The organism is Streptomyces sp. NPDC042364, assembly GCF_056437585.1.
Map to the genome: position 1 here is coordinate 104,878 of NZ_JBWKAJ010000017.1, position 17,334 is coordinate 122,211.

The following is a 17,334-nucleotide window of genomic DNA, read 5'->3' on the forward strand; positions in this document are numbered from 1 at the left end:
CACGACACTCCGAGGGGAACCGGGGGAGGTATGACCGCACCGCTGCACGAGGCGCACCCGAGCAGTCCCGGCCGCCGCCTGCCCGACACCCAGCAGGGCATGCGCCGCCGGAACCTCTCCCGGGTCATGCACACCGTCAACACCGAGGGGCCGCTCTCCCGTGCGGCTGTGGCGTCGCACATCGGCCTCACCAGGGCGGCGGTGTCCACGCTGGTGGACGAGCTGATCCGGGCGGGGCTCCTCGAAGAGCTGGGCCCCGAGCGCCCCGGCCGGGTCGGGCGGCCCGGCTCGGCGCTCGCTCTCAGCGGGCGCGGTCCCGCCGGAATCGGCGCGGAGATCGGTGTCGACCACCTCGCGGTGTGCGCGGTGAACCTGCGGGGCGAGGTACGGGCGCGTGCCGTGCGGCACGGCACCAACCGCGGCCGTTCGCCCGAGCCGGTCATCGACGAACTGGCCGGACTCGTGCGACAGGTCGTCGCCGAGGCCGAGAAGGAGGGCCTGTGGGCGGCGGGGCTCGCGGTCGCCGTGCCCGGACTCGTCGCCCGCGACGCCCGTACCGTGGTCCGAGCCCCGAACCTCGACTGGCACGACACGGACCTCGGCGCTCTGCTCCCCGACGGTCTGCCGCTGACCGTCGACAACGAGGCCAACTTCGGCGGCCTCGCCGAACTCTGGCTGGGTCCCGCGACCCCGCGCGACTTCCTGCATGTCTCCGCGGAGATCGGCATCGGTGGCGCGGTGGTCGTGGACGGCCGGCTGCTCCGGGGCACCCGCGGCTTCGCGGGCGAGCTGGGTCATGTGCCCGTGCGGCCGGAGGGCCCGGAGTGCGCGTGCGGGGGGCGTGGCTGCCTCGAGCAGTACGCCGGCGAGGAGGCCGTGCTGCGGGCGGCCGGGCTGGAGCCGGGTGAGGACCGGGTGGAACTGCTCGCCGCGCGGGCCGCCGCCGGTGACCAGGCCGTACGCCGGGCGCTGCGCGACGCCGGTACCGCGCTGGGTATCGCGCTGACCGGCGCGGTCAATCTGCTGGACCCCGAGACCGTGGTCCTGGGTGGCGCCCTGGCCGCCCTCGCGCCCTGGCTCGTTCCGTCACTGGAACGTGAGCTGGCCCGGCGGACGGCCGGGCCCGCGTGCGCCGTGACCGTGTCGCGCCTGGGCTCGGAGGGGCCGCTGCTGGGGGCGGCCCATTCGGTGGTGCGGGCGGTGCTCGACGACCCGGCGACGGCCGGGGTTCGGGCGTAACCGGAGATCCCGGCACAAGCCGGGCGAGAAGCGCTCCCCATTCCCGGTTTCCCGCGGCGATGTCCCACCCGCGAGTGGCGTAGATATCCACAATCGCCTGCTTTTCCACCGTTTTCCCCACGCTCCGACGGCGTATCGGCCGACCGCCGTAACGTGAATCGCGCGAGGCGCAGCCGTTCGTTCTCCGGATGCGTCTCACGCTTGGGCGCCCCTGCCCATGGATCGGACGCAGCCCCACTGCGGAAAGGCGGGACCAATGGAGCGAGCCGAAGCGTTGCCGAGCAGGCGACGGCTGTTGAAGGGCACCGCCTTCGCCGCGCTCCCCTACGCGATACTCCCGAGTCCTCGCAGCGGCGCCCCTTCACCACCCGTGGACCACGCGTACGCGCTGTGGGAGCCGGCAACCGAGGCCAACTACACGGCGGCGGACCGCCCGACGAGCCACCCGGTCGATCTGGTGATCATTCACGTGACGCAGACGACGTACAAGAACACGATGCCCGTCTTCTGGAACCCGGCGAAGCAGGTGTCGGCCCACTACGTGCTGCGATCGGCCGACGGGCGGATCACCCAGTGCGTGCGTGAGCGGGACATCGCCTGGCACGCGGGCAACTGGGACTACAACGCACGCAGCATCGGCATCGAGCACGAGGGCTGGGTCGAGCGCCCCGAGTACTTCACCGCTGCGATGTACGAGCAGTCGGCGGCCCTCACCTCGGAGGTCTGCGGGAGATACGGCATCCCCAAGGACCGGGACCACATCATCGGCCACCACGAGGTGCCGGGCACCGACCACACCGATCCGGGGCCGCACTGGGACTGGGCCCGGTACATACGCATGGTCAACGCCGTCTGAGGCCGAGGAAGCGGAGCCTCGGGGTACGTCCGATGGCTTGTCGGACGCGTGTACGGGGTTGACGATGGGTTCTGCCATGCACGACTTCCGGGGAGGCCGAGTTGACCGATCCATGGGTGGCCCTGGAGCAGGGAACCGACCCTGTCGAGCGAGTGCGGGTGCTGCGCCGTGCGCATGAGGCGTTCACTCAGGGCGGCGCGGTGACGCGGCCGGTCCGTTCCGTGGTCGCCGATTCCTGGCGGCGTTCGGCGAAAGCCGGCGTCGGACCGGAGGGCACCGCGCGTGTGGAGCTGACGGACGGCGACCTCGGGTCCTACCGCGCGGAGCATCCGCTGGCCAGGGTGATGCCGCTGGTCCGCGAGCTGCTCGGCACCTTCGCGGCGGACGGCGAGCATCTGCTGGCCGTGTGTGACGCGCAGGGCAGGCTGCTGTGGGTGGAGGGACATCCGGCAACCAGACGCCGGGCCGACGGGATGAACTTCGTGCCGGGAGCGCGCTGGTCGGAGTCCGAGGTCGGTACGAACGCGCCGGGGACGGCCGTCGCGGTCGACCGGCCGGTGCAGGTGTTCGCGGCCGAGCACTTCATACGGCGGGTGCAGCCGTGGACGTGCGCGGCGGCGCCGGTGCACGATCCGCGCACGGGGCGGGTGCTGGGCGCGATCGATATCACCGGTGGCGACAGGCTGGCGCATCCGCACAGTCTCGGTTTCGTGCAGGCGGTGGCTCGGGCCGCCGAGTCGCAGTTGGCCCTGCTCGCACCACCCGGCGGCACGGCCGACGCGCTGGAACTGACCGCCCTCGGCCGGGACGAGGCGCGACTCGTGGTGGCTGGACGGAAGGTGAGGCTCAGCCGACGGCACAGCGAGATCCTGGTGCTGCTCGCCCGGCATCCGGAAGGGCTCTCCGGCGACGAGTTGCTGTGCGCGCTGTACGAGGACGAGTCGGTGACCCCGGTGACCTTGCGGGCCGAGCTCGCGAGGCTGCGCCGGCTGCTCGGCCCCGGGCTGCTGGGTTCACGTCCCTACCGGCTCACGGTTCCGGTGGAATCGGATGTGGCGATCGTGGAACGCCGGCTGGAGACGGGTGCGGTGACGTCGGCGGCGACGGCGTACGGGGGGCCGCTGCTGCCCGGTTCGCAGGCTCCGGCGGTCGTCCGGCTGCGCCACAGGCTCGCCGAGGGGCTGCGTACCGCTCTCATCTCCCGCCGTGACCCCGATCTGCTGGCGGACTGGGCGCACGCGCCCTGGGGCGAGGAGGACCTCGACGTATGGCGTGCACTGGCGGCTGTCCGCCCGTCGCCTGCGGTGCGCGCCCGGTTGCGGGAACTGGAGGCGGAGCTGAGGGCACCGGCGGGATGGGCGCAGCGGAGACGTATCTGAGGAAAGGGGATCACTGAGAGGTGCGGCTCCCGACGGCGAAACGCCCCGGCGCAGGGAGACCCTCCTGGTGGCGGACCCACACCGGGGGGCCGGAGTCGTCACCGCGGCTCGGAGCCGCCACCACCGCTCGGTCGCCACCCCCGCTCGGTCGCCACCACCGTTCGGGGTCGTTTCCCGGGCGGCTGTCGCAGCGCAACGTCGTTGCAACCGTCCGATTCCTAGCCTCCACGAGAAAGCCGCCCAACGGCGGGCGGCGCTTCTGGGGAGGCAGGTATTCCATGACCCGTTTCGCAGCACCTGGTACGGATGGCGCGGTCGTCTCCTACGAGGCACGGTACGACCACTTCATCGGCGGTGAGTATGTGCCGCCGGCGCGGGGGCAGTACTTCGAGAACCCGAGCCCGGTGAACGGACTGCCGTTCACGGAGATCGCGCGCGGTACGAGCGAGGACGTGGAGCAGGCCCTGGACGCTGCGCACGCGGCCGCGCCCGGATGGGGCCGTACGTCGGTGACCGAGCGTTCGGACATCCTGCGGAAGATCGCCGACCGGATGGAGGCGAACCTGGAGAAGCTGGCGGTCGCCGAGAGCTGGGAGAACGGCAAGCCGGTGCGCGAGACACTGGCCGCCGACATCCCGCTCGCCATCGACCACTTCCGATACTTCGCGGCAGCGGTGCGCGCGCAGGAGGGTTCTCTGGCGGAGCTCGACGAGGACACGGTGGCGTACCACTTCCACGAGCCGCTCGGTGTGGTCGCGCAGATCATCCCGTGGAACTTCCCGATCCTCATGGCGACGTGGAAGCTGGCGCCGGCGCTCGCGGCGGGGAACGCGGTCGTGCTCAAGCCGGCCGAGCAGACTCCGGCGTCGATCCATGTCTGGATGAGCCTGGTCGCGGATCTGCTGCCCCCGGGGGTCGTGAACATCGTCAACGGGTTCGGGGTGGAGGCGGGCAAACCGCTGGCGTCGAGTCCGCGAGTGGCGAAGGTGGCCTTCACGGGTGAGACGACGACCGGGCGCCTGATCATGCAGTACGCCTCGGAGAACATCACGCCGGTGACGCTCGAACTCGGTGGCAAGTCGCCGAACATCTTCTTCGACGACGTGTGGTCGGCGAACGACGACTTCCGCGACAAGGCCCTCGAGGGCTTCACGATGTTCGCGCTCAACCAGGGCGAGGTGTGCACGTGTCCGTCCCGGGCGCTGGTGCAGCGCGGGCACTACGCCGAGTTCATCGAGGCGGCCGTCGCCCGCACGGAGCAGATCAAGACGGGGCATCCGCTGGACACCGACACCATGATCGGCGCGCAGGCGTCCAACGACCAGTTGGAGAAGATCCTCTCCTACCTGGACATCGGCAGGCAGGAAGGGGCCAAGGTCCTCACGGGCGGGGAACGCATCGAGCACGGTGGCGAGTTGCAGGGCGGCTACTACGTCCAGCCGACGATCTTCGAGGGCGACAACCGTATGCGGATCTTCCAGGAGGAGATCTTCGGACCGGTCGTGTCCGTCACGTCGTTCGACGACTTCGACGACGCGATCAAGATCGCCAATGACACGTTGTACGGCCTGGGGGCCGGCGTGTGGACGCGTGACGCCAACACCGCCTACCGGGCGGGCCGTTCCATCCAGGCGGGCCGCGTCTGGACGAACTGCTACCACGCGTACCCCGCGCACGCCGCGTTCGGCGGCTACAAGGGCTCGGGCATCGGCCGCGAGACCCACAAGATGATGCTGGACCACTACCAGCAGACGAAGAACCTGCTCGTGAGCTACTCGCCGAAGAAGCTGGGCTTCTTCTAGACGCACGAAAAAAGGCGCCTGAACTGGTCTATTACCGGTCAGGCGCCTGTCCCGGCCGATTCACGGCTGAGCTCGGTTTGCATACTGACTCCCAATTCCTCCCACGGCTGTGCCGCTCCTGACCAGCGCTTCCGGACCAGTCACGGACCAAGACCCACGTTCGCCCACGTCGTACCGTACGCCGCAGCGTCCACGCAGTTGCCACCTTCGTTCCGGAACACTCGGCCGTCAGAGAGACCTCATGACGACCACCACCTTGCGTTCGGGGAGCGGCCTGGACAGGTGCCGCGGCGACGGCGGGTCGGGCGAACGTGGCCGAGGGCAGCGCGACGCCCCGGAAGGCTGGGCCAACTGGAGATGAAGGCGCCCGCGACCACTGCGGCCGCCTTCACTCCTCTGCTTACGCTCGGGCCCAGCGTTGGTTGACGCCGGTGTGGCAGCTCCACACGATCACCGCAGCGCCGTTGGCGGTGCTGCCGCCGTTGACGTCCAGGCAGAGTCCGGTCTGGACGTTGCTGACGGTTCCGTCGGTGTTCACATTCCATTGCTGGTTCGCGCCGCTGGTGCAGTCCCAGATCCGTGCTCGGGCGCCGGAGGCGGCGTTGCTCGGCACGTCCAGGCATCTGCCCATCACCCGCAGGGTCTGTCCGGTCCGAGTGAACTGCTGGTTGGTGCCGGTGTGGCAGTCCCAGATGATCATCTGGGCGCCGTTGGACGAGTCGGCACTGCCGACGTCCAGGCATCGGCCGGCGGACTGGCTCCGCAACCGGAATGTGGTCGGGTTCGGGGGATTCGGGTTCGGGTCAGCACCCGTGAAGAAGCTCCAGATCTCTTCCTTGACCCAACTCCTGGCGCCGCTCTCACAGCCGGCGCACCCGTCCACGGGGCCTTGCTGGTGCCCTCCGTCGAACGCGGCCCAGACGACCGGATACCCCTCTCGGCAGCCCGAGTAGGCGGTGGTGATGTGGGTGCGGCTGCCCGGCGCGGGTTCCGGCGGGTTCTGGGGGGTACAGCCGTTGTTCCTGACGAACCTGTCCCGCATCCCGCGACCGGCGCCGATGTTGTCGTTGATGCCGTGGATTCCCATGTACGCGAAGGGCTGGGTGCCCCCGCTGCACCCGCTGATCCCCCCGGGCGCGGCAATCGCGGCGACCGCACGGAAAACGTTCGGCCGGGCACATGCGAGTGCGTAGCTCATGGCTCCGCCGTAGCTGAACCCGAGGGCGAAGCGCTGCGTGGTGTCGACACAGAGGTCGTTGTCGATACGCCTGATCATGTCGTCGACGAAGGTCACGTCCTCGCCGCCGGAGTTGCCCCAGCCGTTGTTGACGCCCTGCGGAGCAACGAAGATCGCGCTGTTGTTCGCCAGTCGCCGGAGCCCGTAGTGGGCATAGACATCGCCGTCGCTTCCGCCTCCGGCGACTTGCCCGGCGGTGCCACCCAACCAGTGGAATCCGAAGACCAATCGATGTTGGCGGGTGTTGTCGTAGTTCTCAGGAATGCTCAGGATGAAGGAGCGACTCTTACCGCCGCTTTGAATCGTGTGCGTACCGTTCGTCAGTGTGGGGGCACGTCCGCATCCGGCGGTCCCCGCAAGTGCGGTCCCGGCGGTGGGCGACGTGCCGGCCGCGGCGCTGACTCCTGCCACGCCGGTCATGACCAGAACGAGCAATGCAACTACCAAGGCTCGCCCGGAAGACAATCTATGGATCGACATCATGCGACTCCCTCACTGCTCGGTGACATGGCTCTCCCTGATTGGTCCGGCCGCCTCGCCTGGCTAGTGCCGCGGCAGGCGCCGTTCGCCTCGTCGCGCAAACGTCGCCTGCCGCGGCGCTAGACGCGGTGGAGTTGGAATCGCTGGTTGGTGCTACCAGTGGCTGCCCACGGGGAGCTGTGCCGCACCGGATCTCGTAGTGCCCGCTGTCGGAGGGCAGGAACTCGAACTGCCGGTTGGGACGGCGGTGATCTGCCACTGGATCAGCCGCGCACCGGCAGCTGTGGAGGCACCGTCGATGTCGGCGGCCTTGCCGGTGTGCTGGGTCACCAGCCGATACCGGTCTCCACCCGCGATCCCGACCTGAGTGCGGACGCGCGGTAGGTGGTGCCGGCCTGGCCGGCGAACTCGATGAGATCGGCCTCGAGCCGCTTCGGCTGGACCGGCTCGCCGCTCGAATCGTCCTTCAGCGTGAAGTCGCCGGTGAAGATCCGACCGCGCAACCGGACGGCACCGGTTCGGTCGGGTGTGACGACGAACTCGATCCGGCCGCCGCTCCACTCGGCGTCGACGGTGTATCCGCCCCGGCCGCGCAGTCCGCTCACCCGCCCGGCGGGCCAGGCGGCCGGCAGCGCCGGCAACACGTGCAGTTCGCCGTTGTGGCTCTGCAACAGCATCTCCGCGATGCCCGCGGTGGCGCCGAAGTTGCCGTCGATCTGGAATGGTGGGTGCAGGTCGAACATGTTGGGTGCGAGCCGGTCCGTCCGCACCAGGTCCCGGATCAGCTTGTGGGCCCGGGCGCCGTCCTCCATCCGCGCCCAGAAGTTGATCTTCCAGGCGAGTGACCATCCCGTCCCGTCGTCACCGCGCAGCTCCAGCGTCCGCCGCGCGGCCTCGTGCAACTGGGGTGTCCCGCGCCTGGTGATCTGGTTGCTCGGATGCAGACCGTACAGGTGGGAGACGTGCCGGTGAGTCCGCTCGGTCTCCACCCAGTCGGCCAGCCACTCCTGGACATTGCCCCTGGAGCCGACCCGCGTCGGTGCCAGCCGGTCCCGGGCCGCCACTGCCCGAGCGCGGAAGGCGGCGTCCACGCCGAGGATTTCGCCCGCGCGGGCGACGCTGTTGAAAAGGTCGCGCAGAATCTGGTTGTCCATGGTGGGCCCCGCGCAGACGGTGGCGTTCGCATGGTGAGCGAGCTCCGGAGAGTTCGACGGGTTGGTGACCAGGTATCCGAGCGTCGGGTGGGCGACCAGGGTGTCGAGGAAGAACTGGGCGGCGCCCTTCAGGGCGGGATAGTTCGAGCGGAGGAAGTCGATGTCACCGGTGAACAGGTAGTGGTCCCAGATCAGGGTGGCCAGCCACGCGCCACCGGTCTGCCACATCCCCCACTGCGCTCCGTCGACGACCGAGGCGCCCCGCCACGCGTCGGTGTTGTGATGCGTCACCCAGCCGCCGGCGCCGTACTGCACCTGGGCCACCCGGGCGCCGGTCACGGTCAGGTCGTTGATCATGTCAAAGACCGGGAGGAAGCATTCGGACAGGTTCGTCGTGTCGGCGGGCCAGTAGTTCATCGGCAGGTTGGCGTTGATGGTGAACTTCGAGTCCCAGGACGGAGCCATCTGGTCGTTCCAGATGCCCTGCAGGTTCGCCGGCTGGGTGCCAGGCCGCGAGGATGAGATGAGCAGATACCGACCGAACTGAAACAACAGAGCAGAAAACTGCGGATCGTTGACTTGAGCGTGCTGTGCGATTCGTACGTCGGTCGGCTGGTCGGCCGCCGCCGTACGTCCCAGATCGATCGACACCCGGTTGAACAGCGCCTGATAGTCGGCGAGATGCCGGCTGCGTAGTTCGTCGATGCCGACGCTGCGGGCAGCGTTGAGGTGGCGCCGCGCGATTCCCTGGTAGTCGCCGTCGACCCTCCGGAAGTCGACGTAGCTGGAGCCGATCGACACCAGCACCGTCACGCTGGTGGCGCCGGAGACCCGCAGCGTGCCGCCCGAGCTGCTGACCGTGCCGCCCGTCACGGCGGCGTTGGCCAGGGCGAGGAACCGGACCCGCCCGGCGATGCCCTCCATGGTGGCGGAGATGCCGTCGAGGGCGATCGTGGCCCCGTCCGGGCTGGACACCGTGGTCCGTTGTGGGCTGTCGAATGTGGCGTTGAAGGCAATGGAGTTGGCCCGGTCGGCCGTCAGCCGGACCACGATCACCTGGTGAGGTGCGCTGGCGAACACCTCACGCTGGTACCGCACGCCGTTCAGCACATAGGTCGTGATGGCCGTGGCGGTGGTGAGGTCGAGCGTCCGCTTGTACTGCGACGCGCCGGTGGCGCTGCCGAAGGAGAGCCGAAGGTTTCCGACCGGCTGGTAGGCCAGCTGTCCGGCCGGGCTGCCCAGCATCGTCTGATTGATCAGGTCCTGCGCCGGCCCCCACTGATCCGCGAAGACCCGCCGCCGGATCTCCGCGATGTTGGCCGCGCCGCGGGTGTTGGCGGAGTCGTACGGACCGCCGGCCCAGACGGTGTCCTCGTTGAGCTGCAGCCGTTCGGTGTCGACGTTGCCGAACACCATCGCGCCGAGGCGTCCGTTGCCGATCGGCAGTGCTCGCAGCCAGTCGGCGCCGGCCGGCTTGTCGTACCACAGGGCGAGGTCGCCGGCGGCCAGAACCTCCGGCAGCGCGGCCGAGCCGCCCCCGGCAAAGGCCGTCCGCCCACCGGGCACGATCCCTGCTCCAGCCGCCGCCCCGGCGGCGAGAAACCGTCTGCGTGTCACATCGGACATCTCGTTCTCCCTTCACGGACTGGAGCGGGTCACTGACTTGGGTGATGACAAACCACCGGTGAGAAGGGCGACGGCCGCACGCTGTCTTCTCCGACGAGTCGAGGCGGCCACCGGTCAGGATGCAGGCGACCGCCCGGTGAGGTGGCGCCGGCGATGGGTGTCGGGCATGGTCGCGCCTTCCCGGTTGGCGGTGTGGTCACGTCTGCGCTGTGCGGATCCGTTGATACGGGCCGCCTGGCGGCAGTCGGCCGAGCCGGCGCGGAGCTTGCCCTCTCCGCGCCGGCCCCCTCCCAGATCGCTCGCGCAGCGAGCATGTCAGCGTCATGCCGCTGCCGTGGCGCCTGGAAAGCCTCGCTCCCCGGCTTCGCGCGGATCTCCGGTCAGCAGGGGGAGTTGGTCTGGGTGAGTAGCCCCGTCCGCCACGGCGGGGAGATGTGGTCGCCGCCGGCGTTGGGATCCATGCCCTGGTACAGGAAGTCCCCGGGGTCCACGCCGGGCCCGAGAACGTCGCGTTGTCGGTGGCACCGTGCCGGCCCGACCGGCCCGACCGATCCGGCCGGCAGGGTCCACAGCAGGTACGGGATCGCTCGGGCCCGGGGCCGCCGCGGCGGATCGGCCGAGTGCACGAATTCGCTCATCACCGCCGCCCTTCGCTTTTCGACTTACGCTTTCGCAGGTCATAAATGGGGAACGTTATGCGTCGACGACTAGAACATTGACAGATTGTCATGGTCCATTCAAGAGGGAACCGTCGATATATTTGGGCCTGAGCCATCGTGCAACCAAGCGGCGAAGCGGGACTATTGACGGCCACCCCGCATAACCATTTCAGACGGTGAATCGGAGTGACGGACGCGTGTAAATCGCGGCAGTTCTCGTTATTGGCGGCCGGCTCAGACAGTCGCAGTCGCCGTAGCGCCGAAAAGCGCGGCGCCGTCGCCGTGCGCGAAGACTCGGGTGCCGACTCCAGCGGCGCTCAGGCGAACCGGCCGAGTAACCCGGCCTTGACGCCGGCAACCGGCCCGGAGCCGACCTCGGCCGACTCGGCTCCCCTCACGACGGCATTCCCTGTCGCCCCGGCGAGCGCAGGTTGGTCGAGCACCGTGGCCGACCGCGCCAGCGGGACGGGCAGCAGCGCCAAGGCGACGATCAGCCGCTCGAGGGGTACCAGTTCGCCGGCCGCCCGGCCGCAGTCCGCACAGGATCGGGTGTGCCGGGTGATGCGCTTACGCCACAGCGTGCTCGGTACGCCGTCCCAGCCCCCCAGCGCGGCGGTCAGCAGTGGGCACCGGGGGCCGGCTTCCAGCGCGGCGACGAGTGACCGGCTCAGCTCCAGTTGATTGCGCATCCGCTGGATGCGCACACCCGCGTGAGCCACGCTCGTTCCGAGCGCCGCCGCGAGCTCCGCCCTCGTCAGCCGGCCCGTGGTCTCCAGACACCACAGCGACAGCAGCGCCCTGGCGTCCGGGTCGAGCCATCGACTGGCGCGTACGGTTTTCCGGCGATGACCGGACAGCTCGACGTGGATCAGGGCCAGGTTCTCGGCGTCGGCGTCCGGCGGGTCGGTCATCTCGTCGAGGGGGGCTGTCCGTTCGGCGTCCGCCTGCCGCCGGTGCAGATGGGTGCTGATCTGCCGTGTCGCGATCGTGGCCAGCCAGGGCCGGAAGCACTCCGGGGCACGCAACGTGCGCAGTTCGGGAAGTGCCCGCAGCATCGTGTCCTGCACCACGTCGTCGACGTCCGCAAGCTCACCCAGTGCCCTGCGCACGATCGTGTACACCAGCGGCAGGTACGTCGCGGCCAGGTCGTCGAGCGCTCGTGGATCGCCGGCCTGTGCGGCGACGACCAGGCTCGTCTCGTCGGCTCGGCCGGCTCGCATCACGAGCCCGTACACGTTGCCTCGGGCGAGGCCGCCCCAGGTGCCGCGCACGTCGCCACCCCCGGGTTCACGCACACGATCGACTCGGGCGCAGCCGGCTGGTAATCGGCCCATCATCGCCCCAGCCATCCGCTGTCAACGGGAAGAACGACGCTGTCGACATGGTCCGATGCCGGGGAGGCGAGGCACACCGTGGCCCCGGCGAGATCGTCGGCGCGTCTCCGGCGACCGGCCGGGATCCGGCCGAGGATCGCCTGGTTGCGCCGGGGGTCCGCGCACAACGCCTCGGCGTTGTCGGTGGCGGTGCAGCCCGGTGCGATGGCGTTGACGTCGACGCCGCGCCCGCCCCACGCCCTCGCCAGGGCCGGCGCCTCGGCGACCCGGCTCTCGATCTCGAGGGTGCGGGCCCCGCGGTGGACAACCGTCTTCATCGATCCTCCACCCCCATGGTGTCGAACGTCCCTTCCGCGGTGGATCGGCGTGGTCCAGGGGTGACCGCGAGCAGCCGCCGGCCGGCGTGCTCCGGCCGTATGTGCGGTCCGTCGGGTGCGTGTGCCGTTCTCTGACGGGCCGCGGTCATCACCGTTTCGTCGATGCGGATGCCCAGGCCCGGCGTGTCGCCGAGCACGAAGGCGCCGTCCTCGACGCGCAGGTCCATCTCGACGCCGACCGGCGGTCGCAGGCCCTGTAGTTCGCTGACGAGGTGGTTGGGCACCGACGCCGCGGCGTGCAGCAGCGCGACAGGCGTGCCGCCGATCGGGCTGACCGGCAGGTCGTAGGCGTGCGCCAGCGCCGCGACACGCAGGAAGTGGGTGACTCCCCAGACCGCGGCCGTCTGGACGATGTCGACGCCTCCCGCCGCGATCAGCGGGCGGAACTGCTCGAGGCCGGTGAGGTTCTCCCCACTGGCGACCGCCGTCCGTACGCCACGGCTGACAGCGGCCAGGCCGTCGGCGTCCCAGCGCCGGACCGGCTCCTCGATCCAGGTCAGGTCGAGTGCGCGTTCCAGTTCACCGACGTGGCGTACCGCCTGCTTGCGGCTCCAGGACTCGTTCGCATCCAGCATGAGCCCTGGCCGCCTCCCCTGCGCGGCCTCGGTCAGTACCTCGCGTACGAGCAACAGCCGTTGCCGGTCACGCTCGATGTCCAGGCCGCCCTTGAGCTTCGCCGCCCTCAGCCCTCGTTCGGCATAGACCTGGTAGGTGGCGACGAGTTCGTCGTCGGTGAGGCCGATGTCCAGGCCGGAGGCGTAGGCGTCGACCACACGGTCGTTGCCGCCGAGCAACCGCCACAACGGCTCCCCCGCCGCCTGTGCCTTGATGTCCCACAACGCCGTGTCGAACGCGCCGATCGTGCCGAACACCACGCCGGCATGCCCGGCTTTGAAGGTGTGCCGCAGCATGCGGTCGTAGAGGGCGGTCACCGCGCGGGGGTCCTGGCCGTCGAGGGCGGCGAAAATCACCTCGGCTTCCACGTGCGGTCCCAGGCCGACTCCGGTGATCCCCTCATCGGTCTCGACGATGACGACCGGCACGGGCACGACGCCGTCGGCGTAGACGCCGTTGGCGTCACCGACGGGTCGACCCCATCGCTGTGCCGTCGTCAGGGTTCTGTACCCGGTGATGCGCATGCGTCAGCCCTTCGTCGCGCCGGCCGTCACGCCCTCGGCGATCTGGCGCTGCAGGAACAGGTAGGTCACCAACACGGGCAGCCCGGCGATCAGGACACCGGCTGCGAAGGTGGGGATGTCGGCGGAGTACTGGCCGCGCAGTGAGGTGATGCCCACCATCAGGGTGCGATGGTCGGCCGACGGCATCATCAGCAGCGAGATGAGCACGTCGTTCCAGCAGAACAGCGCGTCGAGGATGCCCACCGACAGCAGTGCCGGAGCACCCATCGGCAGCATGATCCGCCGGTAGACGCCGTACAGGGTGTTTCCGTCGATCCGTGCGGCGTCGACGAGCTCGGTGGGCACCGCCCGGTAGTAGCTCGTCAGCAGGAAGACGGTGAACGGCAGGAACTGCGCGACGTAGGCGAGGACCAGCCCCGGATAGGTGTCGATGAGACGGCCGTCGGCCATGATCCTGGCCAGCGGCACCATGATCACCTGGAACGGGATGAACAGTGCCGTGAGGCAGACCAGGGCCAGCGCGGACGAGCCACGGAACCGCACCTGGGCCAGCGCGAACCCGGCCATGGACCCGATGAGCAGCAACAGCGCCACGGCGCAGGCCACCACGATCAGGGAGTTGAGGAAGTACCGCCCCATGCCGACGCTGTTCCACGCGGTGCTGAGGTTGTCCCACCGGAGAGCGCTCGCCGGGGAGAACCGGTCGAGGATGTACTCCCGGCGGGTCTTCGTCGCGACGTTGACCGTGAACAGCAGCGGGTAGACCGTCGCCAGGGCGAGGAGTCCCATCGGCACGGCGACCAGCCATCTGCTCGGTCCCAGGCGGGACATCAGTCCTCCCTCCCCGCCCGGCGCAGCAGGCCGACCTGCAGGAAACCCACGACCAGCATGACGAGGAAGAGGACTGTGGACGCGGCCGACGCGAGCGCCGGGCGGCTCATCTGTCCCTGCTGGACCCAGATGTAGTACTCCGGCAGGTAGGTCGACCCCTCCGGGCCACCACTGGTCATGACGTAGAGCAGCCCGAACATCGAGGTCAGCATCCCGATCATGGTGGTGACGACGACGAACTGGATGGTGCGGGCCAGACCCGGGATGATGACGTGCCAGATCATCCGGGCGAGCGAGGCGCCGTCGACCCGGGCGGCGTCCAGAAGTGCGGAGTCCAGGGTCGCGAACCCGGCCAGGAACACCACCAGCGCCATCCCCGCCGTCGCCCAGATGTGCACTCCGACGACGGTGAAGATGGCTACGTCGGGATCGCCGAGCCAGTCGACCGGGCCGACTCCTGAGCCGCCGAGCACGGTGTTCAGCGGACCGTCGAAGGCCAGGAGCAGGTTGAAGATCGCGCCGACGATCACCGGTGAGAGCACAGCCGGGAAGAAGTAGACGCTCCGGAAGAACGCATGTCCTGGCACCCGCAGGTGGATGAAGGTGGCGAGCAGTCCCGGGATCGCGACCGCGACCGGCAGCAGCAGCACCAGCCATCCGACGTTCCGCAGCGCGGTGCGGAACAGCGGGTCGTGGATGAGCTCCGCGTAGTTGTCGAGCCCCACCGTGGCGCCGTTGCGTTCGCCGTCACCGGTGAAGGAGAAGCTGACGCCCAGTCCCAGTGGCCAGAGCCGGAGCACCACGATGATCAGGACAGCGGGAGCGACCAGGACGTAGGGGGCGAGGCGTTCGGCGCGCCGACCGCTGCGGACTCGCGGGGATTCCGACGCAGGGCCGCGGCCACGTACCGCCTCACCTGCTCGCGCCCCGTCGGTCCGCCCTGCTTCAGCGGCGCGTCCCGACGAACCAACGGGTGACATGGCCTCAGCCCGCCTGGTCGGACGCCGCCAACTGCTTGACCGCCGCGTCGACCGTGACCGATCCGCTCAGCAGTTGCTGAGACAACCGCCCCATCAGGTCCACGGTCCTGGACGGCAGGGCCACGTGCAGGGCGGGCTTGCCACGGTCGATCTCGGACACGATGGTGGCGACGGCTGGACCACCGCTCGAGACGTCCACGGTGCGGTCGGCCGCGATGGCGCCCGCGTCGGCGTAGAACGACTTCAGTGCGTCGGTCGAGGTCAGGGATCGCACCAGGTCGGCGGCGACCTTGGGGTCCTTGGTCCACTTCGCGACGGCGTAGCCGATGCCGCCGTCGTAGGGAAGGCTCGGCGCGGCGCCGGCCGTGACGACCGGCGACTTCATGACGCCGACATTGCCGGCGTCGAGGAACTCGGCGAAGTCCTTCCAGTGCCCGGTGTCCGACATCAAACCGATGACGTGGGCGGCCCTGGTGGACTGGAACACCGCGAACGCGTCGTTGAACATCGCCGTCGAGTTCGCCCCGTCGCTGTTCAGACCTTTGTCGTCGGCCTCTTTCCAGAGCGAGAAGACCCGTTTGACCGCCGGTGAGGACCAGTCTCGTTCACCCGCGATCCAGTCGTCGTACTCCGTGGGCGACAGGACGCCCGAGCCGAGCCCGGACAGGAAGAACTGGATACCGATTCCTTCCTTGTTGCCCTGCGCGAAGCATCTGGCACCGGTGGCCTTGGTGATGGTCCGGCAGTCGGCGACGAACTCGTCCCAACTGGTGGCCGGCTGCTCCGGGTCCAGCCCTGCCTTCCGGTACAGCGACTTGTTGTAGTAGATCGGGTGGCCTTGCAAGGTCACCGGGGAGGCGTAGGTCTTGCCGTCCACGGTGAAGGCCTCCCACCCGGCCAGCCGCTTCTTGTCGTCACGGACGTACTCGTCCAACGGCAGAAGGGAGTCCGCGCGGTCACGGATCTGCCCGCCGCCGTTGAAGAGCATGACGTCCGGCCCCTTGCCGGCTTGGACGGCGGCCCCGAGCAGGGTGTAGTACTGCTCGAACGGCTGCGCGACGAACTCGACCGTCACGCCTGGATGCCGCTTGGCGAAGTCGGCCTTGGCCTTCCTGACGTATGAGGACGCTGTGGCGTCGCCGGACTTCCAGTCCCAGACGACGAGCTTGCCCTTCGAGCCACCGGACGCCGAATCCGGGTCGGAGGCGCTTCCGCAGCCGGCTAGGACAACGAGCCCGGCAACCAGGAACGCCGACCACGGTGTTCGCTGCTTCATTGCTGCTCCACTCTCCTGAGGTGGCCGGCTGTCCGGCAATTGAGGTTGAGGAGGAACGCAACTCGTATGACGTATGTAACTCGTATGACGTATGACGTCAACAGGGATGCCGTATAGTGGGCGAGCGTCCGTGGTACGGCACGGGTCCCGGGGGGTGTCATGACGGCAGTACCGCAGTCATCCACAGAGGCCTCCGAGGCCCCCGCCTGGAGTCGGCGCCCTGCGAACCTTGCCGCCGCCGTCACGGCTGAGCTGGTGGAGCGGATCGTCCGTGGCGTCCATCCGTCCGGTACGCCGCTACCCCCCGAGCCCGTCCTCTGCGAGACCTTCTCGGTCAGCCGCACCGTGGTCCGTGAGGCGGTGAAGATTCTTCAGGAGAAGGGGCTGGTGCAGGTCCGCCAGGGCGCCGGCACGATGGTCACCCCGCCGGCGATGTGGAACATGCTTGACGAGCTGGTCCTCGGCGCGGCGATCGCCGAGGACGAGAGCCTGGCGATCCTCGATCACCTCGTCGAGACCCGGCGCGTGCTGGAGGCCGATATGGCCAACGTCGCCGCCCGTCTGGTGAACGCCGAGGTGATCGACCGGCTACGCAGTCTGGTGGAGCGGATGGACGAGCTCGTCGACGACCCCGCTTCATACCAGGAAGAGGACCGGGCGTTCCACGACACCGTCATGCAGGCGTCGGGGAACCGCATCGGCCGTGCCGTGGTCCGTTCGCTGGAGCGTCAGGTCATCGACTCCGCCCGTTACGTGGGCCGAACCGGCCGCGCCTTCTGCGTCGCGTCCAACCACGGCCATCGGCGCATCTACGAGCGGATCGCCGCGCACGACCCCAAGGGTGCGGGCGAGGCGATGTTCACCCACATCACCGAGGCGTGGGTGGTGCGCCGCAGCGGACCGGGCGAGCCGACCCGGCTACTGCGTTAGAGGTGGGCCCCGCTCGCGACCGACGGTTCCTGCCG

The 17,334-nt window shown here is 69.3% G+C and carries 14 protein-coding genes; 5 read left to right on the plus strand and 9 right to left on the minus strand.

Going from position 1 to position 17,334, the window contains the following annotated elements:
- Nucleotides 1-30: 30 nt before the first annotated feature.
- The 4 genes from AC067N_RS28765 to adh all read left to right on the plus strand — a co-directional run bounded on the left by AC067N_RS28765 (nucleotide 31) and on the right by adh (nucleotide 5,276).
- Entirely contained in the window at nucleotides 31-1,239 is a 1,209-nt protein-coding gene (locus tag AC067N_RS28765; RefSeq protein WP_478681788.1) for an ROK family protein, read from the plus strand.
- Nucleotides 1,240-1,495: 256 nt separating this feature from the next.
- Nucleotides 1,496-2,095 (plus strand): N-acetylmuramoyl-L-alanine amidase, encoded by a 600-nt coding sequence (locus AC067N_RS28770; protein WP_478681789.1) that lies wholly within the window; start codon nucleotides 1,496-1,498, stop codon nucleotides 2,093-2,095.
- Nucleotides 2,096-2,196: 101 nt separating this feature from the next.
- Nucleotides 2,197-3,474 carry a GAF domain-containing protein gene (locus AC067N_RS28775; protein WP_478681790.1) on the plus strand — a complete coding sequence of 426 codons (1,278 nt, stop codon included), beginning with the start codon at nucleotides 2,197-2,199 and terminating at the stop codon, nucleotides 3,472-3,474.
- A 278-nt stretch (nucleotides 3,475-3,752) separates the two neighbouring features.
- Nucleotides 3,753-5,276, plus strand: a complete 1,524-nt coding sequence (gene adh / locus AC067N_RS28780) for an aldehyde dehydrogenase (RefSeq protein ID WP_478681791.1) — start codon at nucleotides 3,753-3,755, stop codon at nucleotides 5,274-5,276.
- A gap of 400 nt (nucleotides 5,277-5,676) precedes the next feature.
- Here the strand turns inward: adh and AC067N_RS28785 are convergent, their stop codons facing one another.
- The 9 genes from AC067N_RS28785 to AC067N_RS28825 form a co-directional block, all read right to left on the minus strand.
- A complete protein-coding gene (locus AC067N_RS28785) occupies nucleotides 5,677-6,996 on the minus strand; it encodes a ricin-type beta-trefoil lectin domain protein (protein WP_478681792.1) in 1,320 nt (439 codons plus the stop codon).
- A 323-nt stretch (nucleotides 6,997-7,319) separates the two neighbouring features.
- Complete coding sequence (locus AC067N_RS28790) at nucleotides 7,320-9,773, minus strand: glycoside hydrolase family 95 protein (RefSeq protein WP_478681793.1); 2,454 nt, start codon at nucleotides 9,771-9,773, stop codon at nucleotides 7,320-7,322.
- A gap of 380 nt (nucleotides 9,774-10,153) precedes the next feature.
- Complete coding sequence (locus AC067N_RS28795; RefSeq protein WP_478681837.1) at nucleotides 10,154-10,411, minus strand: hypothetical protein; 258 nt, start codon at nucleotides 10,409-10,411, stop codon at nucleotides 10,154-10,156.
- Between the two features lie 338 nt (nucleotides 10,412-10,749).
- Nucleotides 10,750-11,703, minus strand: a complete 954-nt coding sequence (locus AC067N_RS28800) for an RNA polymerase sigma factor (protein WP_478681794.1) — start codon at nucleotides 11,701-11,703, stop codon at nucleotides 10,750-10,752.
- 62 nt (nucleotides 11,704-11,765) lie between these two features.
- Nucleotides 11,766-12,083: an SDR family oxidoreductase gene (locus AC067N_RS28805; RefSeq protein WP_478681795.1), complete on the minus strand. Its 318-nt coding sequence runs from the start codon at nucleotides 12,081-12,083 to the stop codon at nucleotides 11,766-11,768.
- A complete protein-coding gene (locus AC067N_RS28810) occupies nucleotides 12,080-13,282 on the minus strand; it encodes a mandelate racemase/muconate lactonizing enzyme family protein (RefSeq protein ID WP_478681796.1) in 1,203 nt (400 codons plus the stop codon). Before AC067N_RS28810 ends, AC067N_RS28805 begins: the two co-directional genes overlap by 4 nt.
- Before the next feature lie 3 nt (nucleotides 13,283-13,285).
- Nucleotides 13,286-14,113, minus strand: coding sequence for a carbohydrate ABC transporter permease (locus AC067N_RS28815; RefSeq protein ID WP_478681797.1), 828 nt, complete (start codon nucleotides 14,111-14,113; stop codon nucleotides 13,286-13,288).
- The gene (locus tag AC067N_RS28820; RefSeq protein ID WP_478681832.1) at nucleotides 14,113-14,913 is read right to left on the minus strand and encodes a carbohydrate ABC transporter permease; all 801 of its coding nucleotides are present in this window, start codon (nucleotides 14,911-14,913) and stop codon (nucleotides 14,113-14,115) included. Before AC067N_RS28820 ends, AC067N_RS28815 begins: the two co-directional genes overlap by 1 nt.
- A 184-nt stretch (nucleotides 14,914-15,097) precedes the next feature.
- The gene (locus AC067N_RS28825) at nucleotides 15,098-16,369 is read right to left on the minus strand and encodes an ABC transporter substrate-binding protein (protein WP_478681798.1); all 1,272 of its coding nucleotides are present in this window, start codon (nucleotides 16,367-16,369) and stop codon (nucleotides 15,098-15,100) included.
- Between the two features lie 159 nt (nucleotides 16,370-16,528).
- Here AC067N_RS28825 and AC067N_RS28830 point away from each other — a divergent pair, with 159 nt between their 5' ends.
- On the plus strand, nucleotides 16,529-17,299 hold the full coding sequence (locus AC067N_RS28830; RefSeq protein ID WP_478681799.1) for a FadR/GntR family transcriptional regulator: 771 nt from the start codon (nucleotides 16,529-16,531) through the stop codon (nucleotides 17,297-17,299).
- The last annotated feature ends 35 nt before the right edge of the window (nucleotides 17,300-17,334 follow it).

Coding starts and splice junctions, on each gene's coding strand:
- AC067N_RS28765 (WP_478681788.1), top strand. CDS start 31: ATGACCGCACCGCTGCACGAGGCGCACCCGAGCAGTCCCGGCCGCCGC.
- AC067N_RS28770 (WP_478681789.1), top strand. CDS start 1,496: ATGGAGCGAGCCGAAGCGTTGCCGAGCAGGCGACGGCTGTTGAAGGGC.
- adh (WP_478681791.1), top strand. CDS start 3,753: ATGACCCGTTTCGCAGCACCTGGTACGGATGGCGCGGTCGTCTCCTAC.
- AC067N_RS28785 (WP_478681792.1), bottom strand. CDS start 6,996: ATGATGTCGATCCATAGATTGTCTTCCGGGCGAGCCTTGGTAGTTGCA.
- AC067N_RS28790 (WP_478681793.1), bottom strand. CDS start 9,773: ATGTCCGATGTGACACGCAGACGGTTTCTCGCCGCCGGGGCGGCGGCT.
- AC067N_RS28795 (WP_478681837.1), bottom strand. CDS start 10,411: ATGAGCGAATTCGTGCACTCGGCCGATCCGCCGCGGCGGCCCCGGGCC.
- AC067N_RS28805 (WP_478681795.1), bottom strand. CDS start 12,083: ATGAAGACGGTTGTCCACCGCGGGGCCCGCACCCTCGAGATCGAGAGC.
- AC067N_RS28810 (WP_478681796.1), bottom strand. CDS start 13,282: ATGCGCATCACCGGGTACAGAACCCTGACGACGGCACAGCGATGGGGT.
- AC067N_RS28815 (WP_478681797.1), bottom strand. CDS start 14,113: ATGTCCCGCCTGGGACCGAGCAGATGGCTGGTCGCCGTGCCGATGGGA.
- AC067N_RS28825 (WP_478681798.1), bottom strand. CDS start 16,369: ATGAAGCAGCGAACACCGTGGTCGGCGTTCCTGGTTGCCGGGCTCGTT.
- AC067N_RS28830 (WP_478681799.1), top strand. CDS start 16,529: ATGACGGCAGTACCGCAGTCATCCACAGAGGCCTCCGAGGCCCCCGCC.